We start from the raw sequence: 19,643 nt of genomic DNA, 5'->3' as shown, positions 1-19,643 counted from the left end.
AACACGCATCATGAGACGAACAACCATTCATATATTCGCAGCCATCGCCCTGCTGTTTGCCCTCGCCGCCTGCACGCAGGATGAAGCGGGCTTCCTACCAGAAGGGGCGGAAGGCACACCCATCGTCTTCACCGCCACGGGGCTGAATCCCGTCGCGACAGCCACCGTCGGCACCCGTGCCCCAGCGGACGGCAATTGGGAGGGTGTGCAGAGCGTGGCAGTCCTGATGGACGGCACGGTGAAGACGTACAACGTGACGCCCTCCACCGCCGACCCCACCAGCGCCACGCTGACCTCCACCGACCCGTACTACTGGACCAACCACAACGACATCACCGTCACAGCGTGGTGGCCCTACACCGCTGGCGAGACAACTCCGCCTGCGGTAAAGGTAAAAGCCAACCAAAGTGCCCAGAAGGACTTTGAGGGCAGCGACCTCATCGTAGCCGACGGACAGACGGTGACCTACGGTAGCCCCACGCTTCGCTTCACCCACCGCACGGCGCGGGTGACCATCGTTCTGACGGACTACACCGAGGGGCTGGCATCCGTGCGGCTGACGGGACTCTCCACCGAAGGCGACAACCCGGATATAATCGTCCCGTACAGCAAGGGCAGCAACACCTACACCGCCATCGTAGCCCCGCAAAGTGTGGCAGCTGGCACGACCTTCATTACCTGCACCTTCACTAACGGCAAGACCTTCGTTTATAAGATGAAGAATGCTACCGACTGGCAGGCGGGCGGTGAATATACCTACACCGTCTCCCTCGCTGCGGCAAAAGACCTGGGCTATACCATAGAGAGCAACGGCAGCTACACCGTGACCTCCGCCGATGGCCTGATGAATGTTGCCGAATTAGTGAACGGAGGTAAGACCGACATTAACATTACCCTCGACAAAAACATTGACCTCACAGGCAAAGACTGGACGCCGATAGGCACAGACTACGACAACTCATACAAAGGCACCTTCGACGGTGGCGGCCATACCATTACGGGGCTGACCTTTACAACAAATGACGAATATGCAGGTCTGTTCGGCTGGCTCAATAGAGCTGGTACGGTGAAGAACGTGGTGATGGAGGGCGTACAGATAACAAGCAATCAAATATATGGCGGCAGTATTGGCGGCGTGGTAGGATATGGCTGGGGCACCATTGAAAACTGCTCGGTGTCGGGCAGCGTCAGCGGCACGGTGTATGTCGGCGGTGTGGTGGGTGTTCAAATAGGCGGTTCCATCACCGGATGCAGTTCCTCTGCCACAGTGAAGGGAACGGTCGATGTCGGCGGCGTGGCAGGTCAGACGAATTCGAGTGCCACCCTGACCGCTTGCTATGCCACAGGCAACGTGATCATAGAAATGGACCCCAAAAAGAATATCGCTGGCGGCAGTCTGGTGGGAATGAACGCAGGAAGCAGCCTCCTTGCCTGCTATGCCACGGGCAACGTAACCAGTACGGGTAGTAGCACTGGCTATATGCATATCGGCGGCTTTTTGGGAAATAACTACACCACCGTGACCGCCGGCTATTGGAAGAACAATCATGAACAAGGCATCGGCTACAATAGGGAAAGCACCGGAGCCACGAAGGTGGACGGCTCTGTCGTTACCTGGCAGAAAGCCGTTGATGCCATGAACACCGCCTTGCAGAACGCAGGCTCAGAGTGGCGTTACGAACTTAAAGGAGCATTGCCTACCTTGAGGAAGCAGTAAGCTGTTGCGGGCGGAAAAAGTTCCGCCCGCAACGGAAAGAACCGAAGTATAACCCCAATAAAGAAAGGAGGACGTGATGGAACACACGGAGAATCCACCATATTGGTTTTGGCATCAAGGCATTGTCAATAATAATATAGACTCCAGTGTAAATATGGAAGCTGTAAGCCGGACATTGTCAAGATTAGTGCTCATTAAAGACAACAAATCAAGTAATTAAATTAAAAACATGGGACTTTTTCACAGAGACAAGAAAAATAATGACGATGAGCCGGACAGTGTTCAAACCAATTCATTCTCTGATATTATGAATGGTTTGCAATACGCCGTAAACTGTGCACAAGATACATTGCAGAATCATCAGATACAAAATCTGACCAGACTTTTTGAAGGAACAAATGCAAATAACGCAAATACGTTCCAATCGAAAAAAAATCATGGTTGGAGACAAGACTATTGATATTCCACTTATAGCCTTGATATCCCATCATTATCTTGCAATGGATAATGTGCAGATAAAGTTCAAGGCGAAGGTCGGAAGCGTGGAATCACAGATCCCGGAAAACAACTTGCTGTTATCCAGTCCGCACAGAGCCAATCTCCAGATGCAGATGAGCAACATAAAACCGGATGCGGATGATGTCATGGAGGTTTGCGTCAATTTTAAGGTTCAGGAGACTCCGGAGAGCATTACTGATATACACATGGCCGGGCAACGTGCGTGAGCTTCGGCAGAAGATAATGGGAGCCGTATTACAGGCGCAGGAAGGTGTGGTCACGAAAGAGCATCTGGAACTTGCCGTGACGAAACTGACCTCACCTGTCAGCTTCGCCCTGCGCAATGACGCGGAGGATAAGGAGCGGATATTGCGTGCGTTAAAACAGACAAACGGCAACCGGAGTGCCGCTGCCGAACTGCTTGGAATAAGCAGAACAACTCTATATGGCAAACTTGAAGAATATGGATTGAAATATAAATTCAGGCAACCATAGCCGATTTTGTTGAATTTGACTATCTGCAAAGGTTTGTTATTCAAAAAATAATATTACCTTTGCATTTAGGAAAAGCGTTCTTTTGAATTACTGCAAAACGAGGTAAAACACAGAATTTCGCTGGTTTCTAAATCGTTACCTATTAAGCCGAGATATTTTGTAAGCTATTGAATTTTAGCAAGAAAGGAAATCCTTTATGTCTTGCAACATGAAACGAGATATGCTTAATAATCCCTGCGTCTTTCGCCCATTTTTGAAGTATTTTATTTATAGTTCCCTCATGCGTCAAAGGAAAAATCAAATCATCGCCTTTTGCTTCATTTTGTTGCGGCAACCACTTTAACGCTTCATCGGATATAGGCAGATAAAGCGGTTCTTTTGTTTTCTGCATCTTTATTTCAATTCTTATTCTTTCACCGCTTTTCTGCAAATCGTTCCACTTCAATTTTCTTATATCGCTTACACGCAGCCCACACAAACAACTGAAAAGAAAGGCTTGTTTCATTATCTCATACTTGCACTCTGTCCCGATAAGCCGCTTCAATTCCTCTATTGTCAAATACTCCCTGCGGCTGACTTCCGCTTTTACCTTACTGGCAAAATCAAACTCTTTCGTTGGATTGACCGTAATAATCCCCTCTTTATAGGCTCTATTTATAGCGGTACGCAGCACCCCATAGTAAGCAATAACGGAATTATTACTTAATACACCCCCAGCCTTTAACAAACCAAACTTGCTTGCTTTCTTCGCTTGTTTCAAGAAATCCACAAAGCTATTTAAGAAGTCCTTATCTATATCACGAAAAGCTATGTAATCCCCTCTGAACAACTTTAGTTCACGGATGGTATTACCAACAGTCTTTTCATAGTTCAAGCTGCCACGTTCTTTAGATTGGCTTCTCATGTTCATTAAATAATCAATCACATTCGCTTTTGACTTGTTGGTGTTCTGAAAACCGTGTGCATCATTTTGTAACTCCACTATCCTCTTACTCTGAATCGCTTTTGCAAGAGCCAATGTAGCTTCGTTCTTCGCCTTATCCTCCCTCGTTTTTTCGGGTATAAGGTACAACTTCAAAAATTCATATTGCCGTTTACCGCCAACATAATTTTCTTTTCTAATAACATCACCTGTATAATAGTCCAAATAAATAGACTGGTTGCCATTGGCAAGCTGCTTGAATCTAATCCTTACAGGTTCTTTCAATTTAACTTCTTGTTTTTTCTTCGCCATAATTATGTTCTTATTTTGTTACCGATACAAATATAGCGATTTGTTTTGTTACTCCAATGAATACGGGTAACAAAATAGTAACAAAATAAAGGCATTTATTAGACTAAACAAGAAAACAAGGAAAATAAAGGAAATTACACTCAATAAACATAAAATACTAAATACCAATATCTTATATTTAATATTTTATCTCATTTTTTCTCTTTTTCCACAACTGACAGCTGTTGATGATGTTCTGCCACAGCACATACGAACCCGGTCCTACGGAAGAGAGCGGATTCAAATAAGTATAGGACATCCAAATGGCAAGCACCGTATTCTTCTGTCCCAGCGCCTGTCCGCCACTGATACGGTCATTGTAATGCCCGCCGATTCTCTTGCCTAAATAGAATTGGACACAGCAGGCTGCCAAACCTGCTAAAGCAATCAGGACTTCCACAAACACCGGAGCATCACTGTTCGCCAACGAACGCACCGTCTGCCCCGATACAATGGCAAGCGCCACCGCCCATAAGTAGAAAGCAGCATCGTGGAACTCCAATAAGCATCTATGCACTTTCTTGACAAACACCCGCAGAAACCAGGCCATGAAGAAAGGCAGAAGCAACAGCGGAAACACCTTACTCAGTATTTTCAAGAAAGCCGCAAAAAAAGTAACATCCGCATGAGGTTCAACCCAAGGAAATACCAACGGAACAACCACCGCAGCCAAAAGATTGGACAACAACGTATACGTGGTAAGACTCGACGCACTTCCGCCCAGCTTACCGGTAATGACCGCAGCAGCGGTAGCCGTAGGACAAATAAGGCATACCATAGCCCCTTCAAAAACTTCCCGATACATCTCCTCCATCGGACAGCACACCAGCAAAGCCGCCACAACCAGACACGCCACCGTCTGAAACAGCAACAGCCAGCCATGCCACCCTTTCGGTTTCAAATCACGCACTTCTACCTTACAGAAGGTTAACAGTAATTGTGCAAAAATCAAAGCCGGAGTCAGGAGAGCCACCAACCCGTTTAAACAAGGTTTTACCGGTGCAAACCAGGGAATTTTCGCAAAGAAGAAATATCCGGCCGTACCGGCAAGCATCGCCAAAGGCAATGTCCAATTCTTTATAAGACGAAGAAGCATACCTGTATCTACCAATTAATATTTGTGCGCAAAGTTACAGATATTCTCAACAAATAGACTCATCGCAGAGAATAAAAGGGAAAAAAGAGAAGCATTGACACAGAACGTAGTATTTTTAATTCGTTAGACAGTCGTCGCCCTTTCGTTAGACCCGGGTCATCCGTTCGTTCAACCAAGGTCTAACGAACGGATGACCCGGGTCTAACGAATTATGCACAGCCAACCGCCAAATAGAAGCAAGTATAGAAAACATGTAAATTTTGCAAACGCAAAGACTAAATCTCCCTAAAAAGAAGCTGTTACGAATAAAACTTGAAAGCAAAGTGTGAGTTTTCTATAAAATTACATTACTTTTGCAGGGCGATAATAGACCTTTGCGCTATCTTTGCAACGATATTTTAATATGAAACGATACAGACAACATATCTTATATATAAGCCTTTGCCTGGGACTGCTCATTGCGCCTTTTTGTTGCAGCAATATCGGGGCGAAGGATTTTGTTGTCGTCATCGACGCCGGACACGGCGGACACGACCCCGGCGCCATCGGCAGAATCTCCAAAGAAAAGAACATAAACCTGAATGTCGCACTCAAGCTCGGCAAGCAGATACAAAAGAACTGCCCGGACGTAAAAGTCGTATATACCCGTACGCGGGATGTCTTTATTCCCCTAAACCGACGCGCGGAAATAGCCAACGATGCCAAAGCGGACCTATTCATCTCGATTCATACCAATGCGCTTGCCAATAACCGGACCGCCAAAGGCGCATCCACCTGGACGTTAGGTCTTGCAAAATCGGATGCCAACCTTGAAGTTGCCAAGCGGGAAAACTCGGTCATTCTTTACGAAAGCGACTATAAGACCCGCTATGCAGGATTTAATCCCAATTCCGCCGAGTCCTACATTATCTTCGAGTTCATGCAGGATAAATATATGTCGCAAAGCGTACATCTGGCATCACTTGTACAAAAGCATTTCCGCAACACCTGCCGCCGGGTAGACCGGGGCGTGCACCAGGCCGGTTTTCTGGTATTGAAAGCCAGTGCCATGCCCAGTATTCTGGTAGAGCTCGGCTTTATCTCCACACCCGAAGAAGAACGGTATCTAAACACGGACGCAGGCACCAATACTCTTGCCAACGGCATCTTCCGCGCTTTCCTCACTTATAAGCGCGAACAGGAAATCCGGTTGAACGGAAGCAGCCAGACCATTCTGCCGGAAGACCTGCCACAGCCGGAAGAGAAAACGCCCGCTCCTGCCGATGCCACACCCGAGACAGAGAAAAAAGCGACCGCCCGGAACAACAAACCGGCCCCCCAGCCTTCGGAAAAAGCAACCGTTGCGCAGACAGAGGACAAAGCCCCTGTGTTCAAGATACAGATACTCACCTCTTCCCGTCCGCTGGCCAAGAACGACAAGCGGCTGAAAGGATTGAAAAATGTGGATTATTATAAGGAAGGCGGCCTGTACAAATACACCTATGGCGCATCTTCCGATTACAATAAGGTGCTACGCACCAAACGTTCAATTACGGCAAAATTCAAGGATGCTTTCATCATTGCCTTTAAGAACGGCAGGAAAGTAAACGTAAATACTGCCATCAGAGAATTTAAAAACAAAAGAAATAAATAAAATACATCATGAAGTATATTACCAAAGAAGTCAGAATTGGAATCGCAGGCATAGCAGCGCTTTGCATATTAGTATATGGTATCAACTATCTGAAAGGCATTCACATGTTCAAGCCTTCCAGTTATTTCTATGTCAAGTTCCATAATGTCAACGGACTCACCAAATCAAGTCCGGTCTTTGCCGACGGTTTCCGCGTAGGTATCGTACGCGACCTGTATTACGATTATACCCAACCCGGAAAAGTGGTTGCCGAAATAGATGTCAACACCGACCTCCGCATTCCCAAAGGCAGTACGGCGGAGCTGGCCACAGAAATGTTAGGCGGCGTCAAGATGAATCTTCTTCTTGCCAACAATCCCCGCGAGAAGTATCAGGTCGGAGATACGATTCCCGGCACCCTCAACAACGGAATGATGGAGAAAGTGGCTACCATGATGCCGCAACTGGAAAAGATGCTGCCCAAACTGGATTCTATCCTCGGCTCTTTAAATACGGTATTGGCAGACCCCGCCATACCTGCCACCCTGCACAATGTGCAGAACCTGACCGCCAACCTGGCCGTAACCAGCGGACAACTGCAAACATTGATGAATAAAGACATCCCGCAGCTCACAGGAAAGCTGAATACCATCGGAGATAACTTTGTTCTGATTTCCAACAACCTGAAAGAGATAGACTACGCAACAGCCATGCAAAGCATAGACTCAACGCTGGCCAACGTGAAGATGCTTACAGACAAATTAAACCGTAAGGACAATACAGTAGGATTGTTGCTGAACGACCCGTCGCTTTACAACAATCTGAATGCCACCACGGCAAACGCAGCGAGCTTGTTGGAAGACTTGAAATCGCATCCGAAACGCTACGTCCATTTCTCTTTGTTCGGCAAGAAAGATAAGTAGAATTTCCTCTTAAATAGATTTTGTCTAAATAAGAAGGCTCATTTGTTATTGGGAAAGAAACCCCTTGATAAGTCTACGTATAAAGGTAAAAAAGAGGTTTATACTCATGCTGTTTCCAATGGATGCAGCAGCTTGTGTATAGGATATAATACGCTACATTACAAGCTGTTACATAAAAGCAAGACTTCCAGCAAAGGCATAGGTTTCATACACTCCGATAAGTAGCTGAAAGTAAAGAGATTATTGTTTTCCTGAGAAATGCAAGAAAAGAGAGATTTGTTTTTTTCAAATAAGATTGCCAATTTTGCAAACGTAGAAGTTTTGCTTAATTAATAAATGTATTAGTAACCGTTATGAGTGGACAGGATCATGTCGGATTGTGGAACCGCTGTCTTGAAATCATCAGAGACAATGTTCCGGAACAGACATATAAAACTTGGTTTCTCCCCATCGTTCCCTTAAAATATGAGGATAAAACGCTCGTTGTACAAGTTCCCAGCCAGTTCTTTTACGAATTTCTGGAGGATAAATTTGTAGACTTGTTGCGTAAGACCCTTTATAAGGTAATCGGAGAGGGAACAAAGTTGATGTATAATGTTATGGTGGACAAAAGTTCACGGCCTGAAAAGACCGTCAACTACGAGTCGACCCACCGTACTATTATGCCACAAAAGCAAACGATAGATAAAGCTATTCCACAGATACCTGTTCCCGATTTGGATCCGCATCTGAATCCGGAATACAATTTCGACACGTTTATTGAAGGATATAGCAATAAACTCTCTCGTAGTGTTGCAGAAGCAGTGGCGCTCAATCCGGCTAAGACCATATTCAATCCGCTGTTTTTGTATGGAGCATCAGGTGTGGGAAAAACTCACCTTGCCAATGCCATCGGTACAAAAATCAAGGAATTATATCCGGAGAAACGCGTATTGTACGTATCTGCGCATTTATTCCAAGTACAATACACCGACTCTGTACGTAACAATACGACCAACGATTTCATCAACTTCTACCAGACTATTGACATATTGATTATTGACGATATTCAGGAATTTGCAGGCGTTACCAAAACGCAGAACACATTCTTCCATATCTTCAACCACCTGCATCAAAACGGCAAACAGCTTATTCTCACTTCAGACCGGGCTCCCGTACTGCTTCAAGGCATGGAAGAACGCTTGATTACACGTTTCAAATGGGGAATGGTGGCGGAACTGGAAAAGCCTACGGTAGAATTGCGCAAAAATATCCTGCGCAATAAGATACATCGTGACGGTTTACAATTCCCGCCGGAAGTAATTGATTATATAGCAGAGAATGTAGGTAACAGCGTGCGCGACCTGGAAGGCATTGTCATCTCCATCATGGCCCATTCTACGATATACAACAAGGAAATCGACCTGGAGTTGGCGCAACGCATCGTACGCAAAGTCGTGAACTGCGAAAGCAAAGCCATAACCATTGACGACATCATCACCACCGTATGCAAACACTTTGGTTTGGAAAATGCCGCCATACACACAAAATCGCGTAAACGCGAAGTGGTGCAAGCCCGCCAGATAGCCATGTATTTAGCCAAAAAACATACAGACTTCTCTACAGCCAAGATAGGTACGCTAATCGGGAATAAAGACCATGCCACCGTACTGCATGCCTGCAAAACAATCAAGCAACTGAAAGAGGTAGACAAATCATTCCGCGCTGAAATCGAAGAAATTCAGACCGCCTTGAAAAAAGTATAAGGTACGGAACAAAAGTATAAGGTATGAGGTATAAAGTCATCATCATGCAAAAAACAGCATGGATACGCTTTATACCTCATACGTTATACTCAAATTAAAATCCCTGTTGTTTCATTACTTTCCAAAGATTCTCGGACATAGCCTCGCTATCTTTCTTTGTATAACGTACATCCGTAAAGACCTGAGCCAATGTTTCTTTATTATTTTCTGCGATAAACTGTTTATTCTCAGGCAAAGATTCCTTATAGGCATACAGACGGTCGATATCCTCAGGAGTATAATCATGATAAGTTTCTTCATGGACAATGGCCTCCAAAGGCAGGCGGTCTACCTGTGCAGGAGTCTCTGCCGGCCAGCCTACGGTAACGGTAGTGATAGGGAAGACCAATTCGGGCAGCTCCAATGCCTCAATAATCATTTGGGGGTTGTAGGTGGTAGTACCCAGATAGCAAATGCCCAAACCCTTTTCTTCGGCTGCCACACAGAATGTTTGCGCAACCAACAAAGCATCCACGGCTCCGGTAACAAACCATTCAAAATTGTTATATCCCGGTTCTGCCTTCCGCTGCTCGCACCATTTGCTAAAACGGCGCAAGTCGATGCAAAAAGTAAGGACTGCCGGCGCCGTCTTCACCATAGGCTGATTGAAATGCGCCGGTGCCAACCTGGCTTTCCGGTCAGCGTCACGGGTTACAATTACGCTATACACCTGCATGTTTCCAACCGTAGAAGCACGGAAAGAGGTTTCAAGCAAATCATTTAACAAATCAGAAGAAATATCTTTCTGCTGATACTTACGGATTGTTCTCCTTTGTTTTAGATTTTCCATTCTATCTTTTTTCTGCAAATATATGAAAAGAAACACAGAATATCATCCAATAGTTTAGAATATGTGCAGGCATGTTTTCTAAAAAGGACAAACTACCCGAACAGTATTCTTTATAAAATTTTCTTTTTAGAAAACTTTTTGTTAATTTACAAAAAGCCATTTTATTATAAACCAACAAATTAACCGATTAAAGCTGAAAACTAACAACCGGTTAATAAAAACATCAATTTTTATTTTGCCATAACAAAAAACATTCATAGATTTGCAGCCACATTTGTTAGCAATAAGTACAACTTCTACACTTTTACTTATTCATAATTAAATCTAAGAGTTATCGCATCGTGGAAAAGAAAGTTTATTCTTATGACGAAGCCTACGAAGAATCTTTACGATACTTCCAAGGCGACGAACTGGCTGCAAGGGTTTGGGTGAACAAATACGCAGTCAAAGATTCTTTCGGAAATATTTACGAAAAATCTCCGGAAGACATGCATTGGAGAATAGCCAATGAAGTAGCCCGCATCGAAGCCAAGTACCCCAACGCACTGACTTCCGAAGAACTCTTCGGCTTGTTGGACCACTTCAAATACATCGTTCCGCAAGGCAGCCCGATGACCGGAATCGGAAACAACTACCAGGTAGCTTCCCTTTCCAACTGTTTTGTGATAGGTGTGGATGGCGAGGCCGACTCATACGGTGCAATCTTCAAGATTGATGAAGAGCAGGTACAACTGATGAAACGCCGCGGCGGTGTAGGACACGACTTGTCACACATCCGCCCGAAAGGTTCTCCGGTAAAAAATTCCGCCCTGACATCAACAGGACTGGTTCCTTTCATGGAACGCTACTCCAACTCCACCCGTGAAGTAGCCCAAGACGGTCGCCGGGGTGCGCTGATGTTAAGCGTGTCTATCAAGCATCCGGATTCGGAAGCCTTTATAGATGCAAAAATGACAGAAGGTAAAGTAACGGGCGCCAATGTATCCGTCAAGCTGACCGACGCATTTATGCAGGCAGCCATCGACGGCAAGCCATTCGTACAGCAATATCCCATTGATGCGGACACACCTCTGTTCAAGAAAGAAATCAGCGCCACCGATTTGTGGAAAAAAATCGTGCACAACGCATGGAAGTCCGCCGAACCCGGTGTACTCTTTTGGGACACCATCTTAAAAGAGTCCGTACCCGATTGCTACGCAGACCTGGGTTACCATACTGTGTCTACTAACCCCTGCGGTGAAATTCCCTTGTGTCCCTACGACTCCTGCCGTTTGCTAGCTATTAACCTATATTCATATGTAGTCAATCCGTTCAAACCGGATGCCTACTTCGATTTCGACTTGTTCAAGAAGCACGTAGCACTCGCCCAGCGTATCATGGACGACATCATCGACCTGGAACTGGAGAAGATAGAACGCATCATGACCAAAATTGACTCCGATCCGGAAAACGAAGATGTAAAGCATACAGAAAGCGTTTTGTGGCAGAAAATCTACAAAAAGAGCGGACAAGGCCGCCGCACCGGTGTAGGCATCACCGCCGAAGGCGACATGCTTGCAGCATTGGGACTGCGTTACGGCACTGAAGAGGCTACCGAATTTGCAGAGAAAGTACACCAGACAGTAGCACTGAGTGCATACCGCTCTTCTGTGGAAATGGCTAAAGAACGCGGTGCTTTCGAAGTATACGACAGCGAACGCGAAAAGAACAACCCGTTCATCAACCGCCTGCGCGAAGCAGACCCGGAGTTGTACGAGGAAATGAAGAAATACGGCCGCCGCAACATTGCCTGCCTCACCATTGCGCCGACAGGTACGACGAGCTTGATGACGCAAACCACTTCCGGCATCGAACCCGTATTCCTGCCGGTATACAAGCGACGTCGCAAAGTCAATCCGAATGACGCCAACGTACGTGTGGATTTCGTAGACGAAACCGGAGACGCATTCGAGGAATACATCGTATTCCATCCCAAGTTCGTCACCTGGATGCAAGCGCAAGGATACGACCCGGCCAAGCATTATACTCAGGACGAGGTAGATACGATGGTTCAGAAGTCACCTTATTATAAAGCAACTTCCAACGATGTGGACTGGCTGATGAAAGTAAAAATGCAGGGACGTATCCAGAAATGGGTAGACCACTCCATCAGCGTTACCATCAATCTGCCGAATGATGTAGACGAGGAATTAGTGAACCGCCTCTATGTCGAAGCGTGGAAATCGGGGTGCAAAGGCTGTACGGTATACCGCGACGGCTCACGTTCGGGCGTGCTTATCTCTACCCAAAAGGACAAAAAAGAGGAGCTGCCCCCATGCAAACCGCCTACGGTTGTCGAAACCCGTCCCAAAGTACTCGAAGCAGACGTTGTACGCTTCCAAAACAACAAAGAGAAATGGGTGGCATTCGTTGGCTTGCTCGACGGACATCCTTACGAGATATTCACCGGTCTTCAGGACGACGATGAAGGAATCATCCTTCCGAAGAACGTTTCAACAGGACACATCATCAAGAACGTTGACGAAAACGGCAACAAGCGTTACGACTTCCAGTTCGAAAACAAGCGCGGCTACAAGGTAACTATTGAGGGACTGTCCGAAAAGTTTAACAAAGAATACTGGAACTATGCCAAACTCATCTCCGGCGTACTGCGCTACCGCATGCCTATCGAGCAGGTAATGAAACTGGTAAGCTCACTGCAACTGGACAGCGAGAACATCAATACCTGGAAAAACGGTGTGGAACGTGCCTTGAAGAAATACGTAACGGATGGAACAGAAGCTAAAGGCAAAAAATGCCCGAATTGCGGCAACGAGACACTGGTTTATCAGGAAGGCTGCCTGATCTGCACCACCTGCGGTACATCCCGTTGCGGATAAGGTTCAGGCAAGCACAAACGTTTGCATAGGAATTTAAATGAGATAGCCGGCAATAGCTGCATGATTATGAGGAATATTTTCTATACTTGCATAATCATTGCAGCTATTGTTGTTTCTAAATCTAATATATATGATTTTATTATTCAATATCGAGTACAGAACCAATTGGGGTGAAGAAGTCAGAGTTTCAGGCTCCATCCCCGAACTCGGAAACGAACATCCCGACAAAGCTTTGCCGCTACAGACCATAGACGGTATTCACTGGACTGCGGAAGTAAACATTGCAATGCCGGAAGACGGACTTGTCCGATACAGCTACCATATCTTCCGCGACGGCCGGCATACACGTGCAGAGTGGAACAGCCTGCCCCGTACGCTTTACCTTTCCGGAACTTCCAAGAAAACGTACCGGATACAGGATTGCTGGAAAAACCTGCCGGAGCAGCAGTATTTCTATACTTCCGCCTTTACGGAATCTCTTCTGGCACACCGCGAACGCAACGCCGCACCCAAAGGACACAAGAAAGGGCTGCTGATAAAGGCATACGCACCCTGCATAGACAGTGACCATTGCCTGGGCATCTGCGGAAACCAGCCTATATTCGGAGAGTGGAACCCGGACAAAGCCGTACTTATGAGTGATGCCAACTTCCCGGAGTGGCAGATAGAGGTGGATGCCACCAAAATCAGCTTCCCGCTGGAATATAAATTCATTCTATATAACAAGAAAGAACGCCGTGCCGTTTGCTGGGAAAACAATCCGAACCGATATATGGCAGACCCGCAAACAGGCGCCAACGAAACCCTTGTTGTCGGAGACCGCTACGTATATTTCAGCCTTCCCGCCTGGAAGGGCGCAGGTGTTGCCGTGCCCGTATTCTCACTCCGCTCCGAAAAGAGCTTTGGTGTGGGCGACTTCGGCGACTTGAAGCGTATGATTGACTGGGCGGTAAGCACCAAACAGAAAGCCGTACAGATTCTGCCCATTAACGACACTACCATGACGCATACATGGACGGATTCCTATCCTTACAACAGCATCTCCATCTATGCTTTCCATCCGATGTACACCGACTTGAAGCAACTGGGAACATTGAAGGATAAAAAAGCCATGGCAGACTTCAACAAACGGCAGAAAGAGCTGAATGCCCTGCCCGCCGTCGATTACGAAGCCGTCAACAAAACCAAGTGGGAATATTTTCATCTTATCTTCAAGCAAGAAGGAGAAAAAGTATTGAGCTCGGCAGCTTTCCACGATTTTTTTGAATCAAACAAAGAGTGGCTGCAACCGTACGCCGTTTTCAGTTACCTGCGCGATGTTTATAAAACGCCCAACTTCCGCGAGTGGCCTAAATACAGCAGCTACGATGCCGCAGAGATTGAGAAGCTCTGCCAACCGGAATCAGCCGATTATCCGCATATAGCCATCTACTTTTATATCCAGTTCAACCTGCATCTGCAACTGCTTGCCGCTACCGAACATGCACGTGCCAATGGTGTTGTGCTGAAAGGTGACATACCCATCGGCATCAGCCGCAACAGCGTAGAAGCATGGACAGAACCCCACTATTTCAACCTGAACGGACAAGCCGGCGCACCGCCCGATGATTTCTCCGTAAACGGACAGAACTGGGGATTCCCCACCTACAACTGGGATGTCATGGAAAAGGACGGCTATGCGTGGTGGATGAAGCGCTTCCATAAAATGGCGGAATACTTCGATGCCTACCGCATTGACCATATCCTCGGTTTCTTCCGAATCTGGGAAATTCCGATGCACGCCGTGCACGGTCTGCTGGGACAGTTCGTGCCCGCCCTGCCCATGACGCGTGAAGAGATAGAGAGTTACGGTCTCTCTTTCCGCGATGAGTTCCTGAAACCTTACATACACGAGTATTTCCTCGGACAGATGTTCGGCCCGCATACCGATTACGTAAAGCAGACGTTCATCGAACCGACAGATACGTGGGAAATTTACCGGATGCGTCCCGAATTCGATACCCAGCGCAAGGTAGAGGCCTACTTTGCCGGCAAAACAGATGAGGACAGTATCTGGATACGCGACGGCCTGTATGCGCTTATCAGCGACGTACTGTTTGTGCCCGACCGCAATGACCCGTACAAATACCACCCGCGTATCGGTGTGCAGCACGACTATATCTACCGTTCCCTGAACGATTGGGAAAAGGCTGCCTTCAACCGTCTGTACGACCAGTACTACTATCACCGCCACAACGAATTCTGGCGTGAGCAGGCTATGAACAAACTGCCGCAACTGACGCAATCTACCCGGATGCTGGTATGCGGTGAGGACTTGGGCATGATTCCCGGTTGCGTGGCATGGGTAATGAACGATTTACGCATTCTATCCCTGGAAATACAACGCATGCCCAAAGACCCGGCACAGGAGTTCGGACACCCGGACTGGTATCCGTATCGCTCTGTCTGCACCATATCCACACACGATATGTCCACCTTGCGCGGCTGGTGGGAAGAAGACTTCCAGCAGACACAACGTTACTACAACACGATGCTCGGACATTACGGTGCCGCTCCCGCCGTTGCCACGCCCGAACTTTGTGAAGAGGTTGTACGCAAGCACCTGCAAAGCAATTCCATACTTGCCATCCTCTCCCTGCAGGACTGGATGTCGATGGATGGCAAATGGCGCAACCCCAATGCGCAGGAAGAACGTATCAATGTACCTGCCAATCCGCGCCACTACTGGCGCTGGCGTATGCACCTGACGCTGGAACAACTGATGAAAGCCGAAAGCCTGAACGAAAAGATAAAAGAGCTGATCGCACAAACGGGACGATAAACAGCATATTAACTGATAATGAGTAAAAAAGCGGTGGAGACCTTTTAATAGTTTTCCACCGCTTTTTTACTCATTGCATCTCCTTACATAGAATTTTCTGCTATACCCCTACTTAATAAACAGACCTATGATACCAAACAACTGACTAAATCATACAAAAACTTCCCCACGTTTCGCAACGCAGGGAAGGCAAACAAACAAAAAAACCGTATGCTCTCCGAACCGCAGAACACTTCCGTAATCCGGAAAGCAACAGTTGCATCATCTCCTCTTGCGAAAGAGACAAGTTCCATGAATGTGCGTCAAAACTAAAATCCGTGCCTAAAAGAAATCGTCAAATGTATTTTGACACACTCTCTATCAATATCTTGTACCGTTAATAGTCAGCGAAGGATGGGCATCCGTGAAACGCACTCCGCCCAACAAGCCCATATATTCTGTCTTATCAAGCGGCTTCCCATTAAAAGTCGAGCCCTGAATATACCCGAACGGCATATCTATAACCAGCGACTGCCCCGCTACACCGTGCAATGTACCTACACAAATACTACTTTTACGATGTTCCTCACCGGCATTGGTATTAGCCGGAGCTTCCACCTTGGTGTCGATAATGAAATTTCCGCTTACCTCATTTGCTGCCGCCACTGAACCGATATATCCTAAAATACCGCCACATTGACCATATTCCTTATTCTCTGTATCCACCTTTACGACCGAACCTTTCACGGTACAGTTTCTGATACTGATTCCATTTTCTGCCTGGAAACCGGCTATGCCACCCACCTTATTGATGCCTTGCACGGTACTGTTTTCGAGTGTACAGTTTTCTACCACGTTCGTACCATAGGCACAGCCGATGAACCCACCGGCATAAGCATTGTTTTTGCCGTCGTCAACAGCCGTAATGTTCGCATGCTTCAAAGTCAGATTCCTGACAGTCACACTAATGGCATTAGGTAACAAACCTGCATATAGCTTGTTCGATAAAGTATAATTGGCAATGGTATGATTATTCCCATTAAAAGTGCAATTACTTATACTTTTAAATGAAGTGCTCAATGTTATATTATGGCTGCCCATATCCAAATCGCGTACAAGCACTACCTCTGCCCCTTTTCCATTGGCTCCGCCCTGAATAAAGCCGGCCAGCACATCCGGATCGCCTATATAAATCTTACCGTCATCGGCAACCGTTCCTACGGAAGCATAACTGTGTCCGCTCCATTTATTGCTTGGCAGCACTGTTACACCTGCCGCACATCCGTCCAAATTTACCGAACCGTCGGCAAGCACTTCATTACGCCATGCATTGGTATTGAAATCTACTACATGCGGCAAACGCGGAGTCTGAGTTTCACGGAATTTCGTATGATTCTTCAGTATCAATTTATTATAATAGGGAGAACGCATGCTGATGCCATACTGATAGTTCGTCTCTGTTTGTGGTGCATTGTCACTCACTACATCACAATTATCCAATGTAATCGTATTGTTACGTACATACTTCACCGATGCTACATCATTACTATTGTAGTCATTCAGCACAACCGTAGCAAACTCTTCCGTAGAACCGGAGAAACAGTTACGCCCTATCAACTTGGAATTCTTCACATTAAAAGTTGAACCGGCTTTTGCAGTAGACCAGATATTGAAAGCTGCACGCCCGTCGAGAATGGAGTTATCCACATCGACATTCAGCGATACATTATGCAGTGTGTTGATAACATAATATACTCCTTCGAAAACACAACGGTTTACAGTCAGGTTTGTCACAGCCGTCCCGTCATACACTTTAGCACTATTATACCCTACGGTAATCGCTCTCGACCAGGCAGATTTGGTAAAGTCACCCTTTTTCTCATCCGTATAAGTATAATCCTGCGACTTATCCACATTCACTTTCGTTGCTCCAAAACCGATATAAGTATCTTCCAACAAGGCTGTAATCGTATTCTCATGACCTCCGTTCTGAATATTGAAACCGGACTGGTTGGACTTGCCGGAAGTCAACAACAGAGAACCGTTGCGGATAGTGACTTTCTGACCGGTTCCTACTACCTTCACCAATGACTGTTCATTGGTAGAAGATACTGTCAGGTCATCGAATACCACGTTGGCAGCTCCGTCTATTATCTCGATAGGAGATACGGCAGCCTGGTCTACATGCATTTTTAAATGAGCAATCGTGGCGTTAGCAGCAATCTTCATCGGCTTTCCTACGGTTGCCGAAGCATTGGCAGATGCCTTGGAAGCATCAAACGAAGCCTCACGCTCAATCAAAATACTGGTATAACCCGATACATTATCGGCTATCAGGTTGTCATAACTTTGCTGATTATCAAGACAGCGGATGATAGTCCCGCTCCAACCTGTATCCTTCGATACAGAAGTAGTTATCTTTCCATAGAGTTTAACATTGCCTTTCTTCAGCGTCAGTGTTCCGATAGTAACACTGCTTTCCACAATCAGCGTATTATCCGCTGTAGTAGCCTCAACAGCCGTATAAGACTGTCCGTTCAACGTTACGGTAGACTCCGAAGCGTCAATGATTATCTTGCTGGCGGAAGGGGCGGTTATATTCAGTTCCTTAGGAGCATTCCCACCGCTTTCATCACTTACATAATTAATGGTTATATCATTCGATGTTTCAGGCAATGTTATGGATACCGCAACATCCCCACTCTCATATTTGGGCAGTGAAATAGTCGCTGCTTCTTTCGGCGCTTCCGTTACAACCACATTAGTATTGGTTTTCAAGGCTTCAGCCACTTCGCTTACGGATGCTACCTCTATTACTGTTTCACTTAAAGCAGGAGAAGAGAATGCAGGAGCTACCGTTACGTTTACCTTACTGTCAACCGTCAGTAAATTACCCGTTACATTCGTCTTGTAGTTACGCTGAACAGGTATGTTATTCAGGTCTTTCGTGGTAATCTGCTCACCGGCAGCGTTGTATACGGCAAGCGTCATATTTGCCAAATGTTGTCCGCCCGCAGTATTCGGTGCAAAGAGATAGTCTACAGTCAGGTTACCGTTGGCATCCACCACATCCGAAGCAGCTTTGTAAGCTACAGCCGTCGGTTCGCCGAGCAAGTCACCCGTGGCTGCATTAAAACCGGTATAAAGGTTCTTGAATGACAAGCCCGCCGTTACCGGAACAAATGCTTCTTTTTGATTATTAGGAATAGAAGCCAGATCTTCCGTTTTGATGTTCAACTGTCCGAACGGACGGGTCAGCTCCACACTTTCTGAAAAAGCATTAGTCACCAGCTTCTCCAGACTGGCAAAGAAAGCATCCCGCGTATCATCCTTGCTGCTTCCGTTATAATCCCCTTTCATGGAAATGTTACGAAGGTCGGCAGTGTTGTAATGCAAATCGGTCTTTATGGCTTCATCTTCCACTGACTCGACGTGGTCTGCCCAGAACACGAACTTATAAGTCTGTGAAGTAACCAGGCGGACATCAAAGCCGGCCGTCAGACCATCCGGTTGAATCGTACCTATCTGCCGGCTATAAAGTTCGTCGTTCAGGTAGATTTCCATGATACAACGATTCACCGATGTACCGTCACCCGCCGTTACAGCACGGGTTACAGCATCGTTCCCGTTCCCAGGCAACTGTACACTGAAAGAGGCGGCTACTTCGCCGTTTCTTCCGCCATTCGCCAGCTCGTCACTCTGACAGGCTGTGAATGTAAGCAAGATAATACCTGCCATTAATAAAAAACACTTTTTCATGTTCGTTTTGTTTAAAA

Annotated in this window: 11 protein-coding genes and 1 pseudogene; 8 read left to right on the top strand and 4 right to left on the bottom strand. The window is 46.4% G+C overall.

The genetic code is table 11. The features are described 5' to 3' along the window. The first annotated feature begins 10 nt into the window (after positions 1 to 10). From H8S52_RS08395 to H8S52_RS08385, 3 genes and pseudogenes are all read left to right on the top strand, one after another. Positions 11 to 1,717, top strand: coding sequence for a fimbrillin family protein (locus H8S52_RS08395; RefSeq protein ID WP_186909631.1), 1,707 nt, complete (start codon positions 11 to 13; stop codon positions 1,715 to 1,717). Between the two features lie 398 nt (positions 1,718 to 2,115). Then, positions 2,116 to 2,442, top strand: a complete 327-nt coding sequence (locus H8S52_RS19950) for a DUF2589 domain-containing protein (protein ID WP_310592099.1) — start codon at positions 2,116 to 2,118, stop codon at positions 2,440 to 2,442. Further along, positions 2,399 to 2,710: pseudogene (locus H8S52_RS08385) on the top strand (helix-turn-helix domain-containing protein); the annotation flags it as partial. The gene H8S52_RS19950 and the pseudogene H8S52_RS08385, both read left to right, overlap by 44 nt. Before the next feature lie 142 nt (positions 2,711 to 2,852). Here H8S52_RS08385 and H8S52_RS08380 read toward each other — a convergent pair. Continuing rightward, positions 2,853 to 3,944, bottom strand: a complete 1,092-nt coding sequence (locus tag H8S52_RS08380) for a site-specific integrase (protein WP_118435073.1) — start codon at positions 3,942 to 3,944, stop codon at positions 2,853 to 2,855. 178 nt (positions 3,945 to 4,122) lie between these two features. Further along, positions 4,123 to 5,079, bottom strand: coding sequence for a bile acid:sodium symporter (locus H8S52_RS08375; protein ID WP_117741682.1), 957 nt, complete (start codon positions 5,077 to 5,079; stop codon positions 4,123 to 4,125). A gap of 403 nt (positions 5,080 to 5,482) precedes the next feature. On the opposite strand from H8S52_RS08375, the gene H8S52_RS08370 reads away from it, so the two are divergent. The 3 genes from H8S52_RS08370 (at position 5,483) to dnaA (ending at position 9,359) form a co-directional block, all read left to right on the top strand. Beyond that, positions 5,483 to 6,712: an N-acetylmuramoyl-L-alanine amidase gene (locus tag H8S52_RS08370; RefSeq protein WP_186909630.1), complete on the top strand. Its 1,230-nt coding sequence runs from the start codon at positions 5,483 to 5,485 to the stop codon at positions 6,710 to 6,712. 8 nt (positions 6,713 to 6,720) lie between these two features. Continuing rightward, positions 6,721 to 7,614 (top strand): MlaD family protein, encoded by an 894-nt coding sequence (locus H8S52_RS08365; protein WP_005657325.1) that lies wholly within the window; start codon positions 6,721 to 6,723, stop codon positions 7,612 to 7,614. 353 nt (positions 7,615 to 7,967) lie between these two features. Beyond that, positions 7,968 to 9,359, top strand: coding sequence for a chromosomal replication initiator protein DnaA (gene dnaA / locus H8S52_RS08360; RefSeq protein ID WP_005657328.1), 1,392 nt, complete (start codon positions 7,968 to 7,970; stop codon positions 9,357 to 9,359). A gap of 94 nt (positions 9,360 to 9,453) precedes the next feature. On the opposite strand, the gene H8S52_RS08355 is transcribed toward dnaA, so the two are convergent. After that, positions 9,454 to 10,188: an NADPH-dependent oxidoreductase gene (locus H8S52_RS08355; protein ID WP_118086326.1), complete on the bottom strand. Its 735-nt coding sequence runs from the start codon at positions 10,186 to 10,188 to the stop codon at positions 9,454 to 9,456. Positions 10,189 to 10,529: 341 nt separating this feature from the next. On the opposite strand from H8S52_RS08355, the gene H8S52_RS08350 reads away from it, so the two are divergent. After that, complete coding sequence (locus tag H8S52_RS08350) at positions 10,530 to 13,067, top strand: adenosylcobalamin-dependent ribonucleoside-diphosphate reductase (protein WP_186909629.1); 2,538 nt, start codon at positions 10,530 to 10,532, stop codon at positions 13,065 to 13,067. 130 nt (positions 13,068 to 13,197) lie between these two features. Beyond that, positions 13,198 to 15,888 (top strand): 4-alpha-glucanotransferase, encoded by a 2,691-nt coding sequence (locus H8S52_RS08345; RefSeq protein WP_186909628.1) that lies wholly within the window; start codon positions 13,198 to 13,200, stop codon positions 15,886 to 15,888. 360 nt (positions 15,889 to 16,248) lie between these two features. On the opposite strand, the gene H8S52_RS08340 is transcribed toward H8S52_RS08345, so the two are convergent. Further along, complete coding sequence (locus H8S52_RS08340) at positions 16,249 to 19,626, bottom strand: DUF6562 domain-containing protein (protein ID WP_186909627.1); 3,378 nt, start codon at positions 19,624 to 19,626, stop codon at positions 16,249 to 16,251. Positions 19,627 to 19,643 lie beyond the last annotated feature (17 nt).

The sequence above is a fragment of the Bacteroides sp. NSJ-48 genome (genome assembly GCF_014287405.1).
GTDB classification, from domain to species: Bacteria; Bacteroidota; Bacteroidia; order Bacteroidales; family Bacteroidaceae; genus Bacteroides; species Bacteroides stercoris.
The sequence above is the reverse complement of the archived record's forward strand: the minus strand, read 5'-3'. Positions and strand labels throughout refer to the sequence as shown.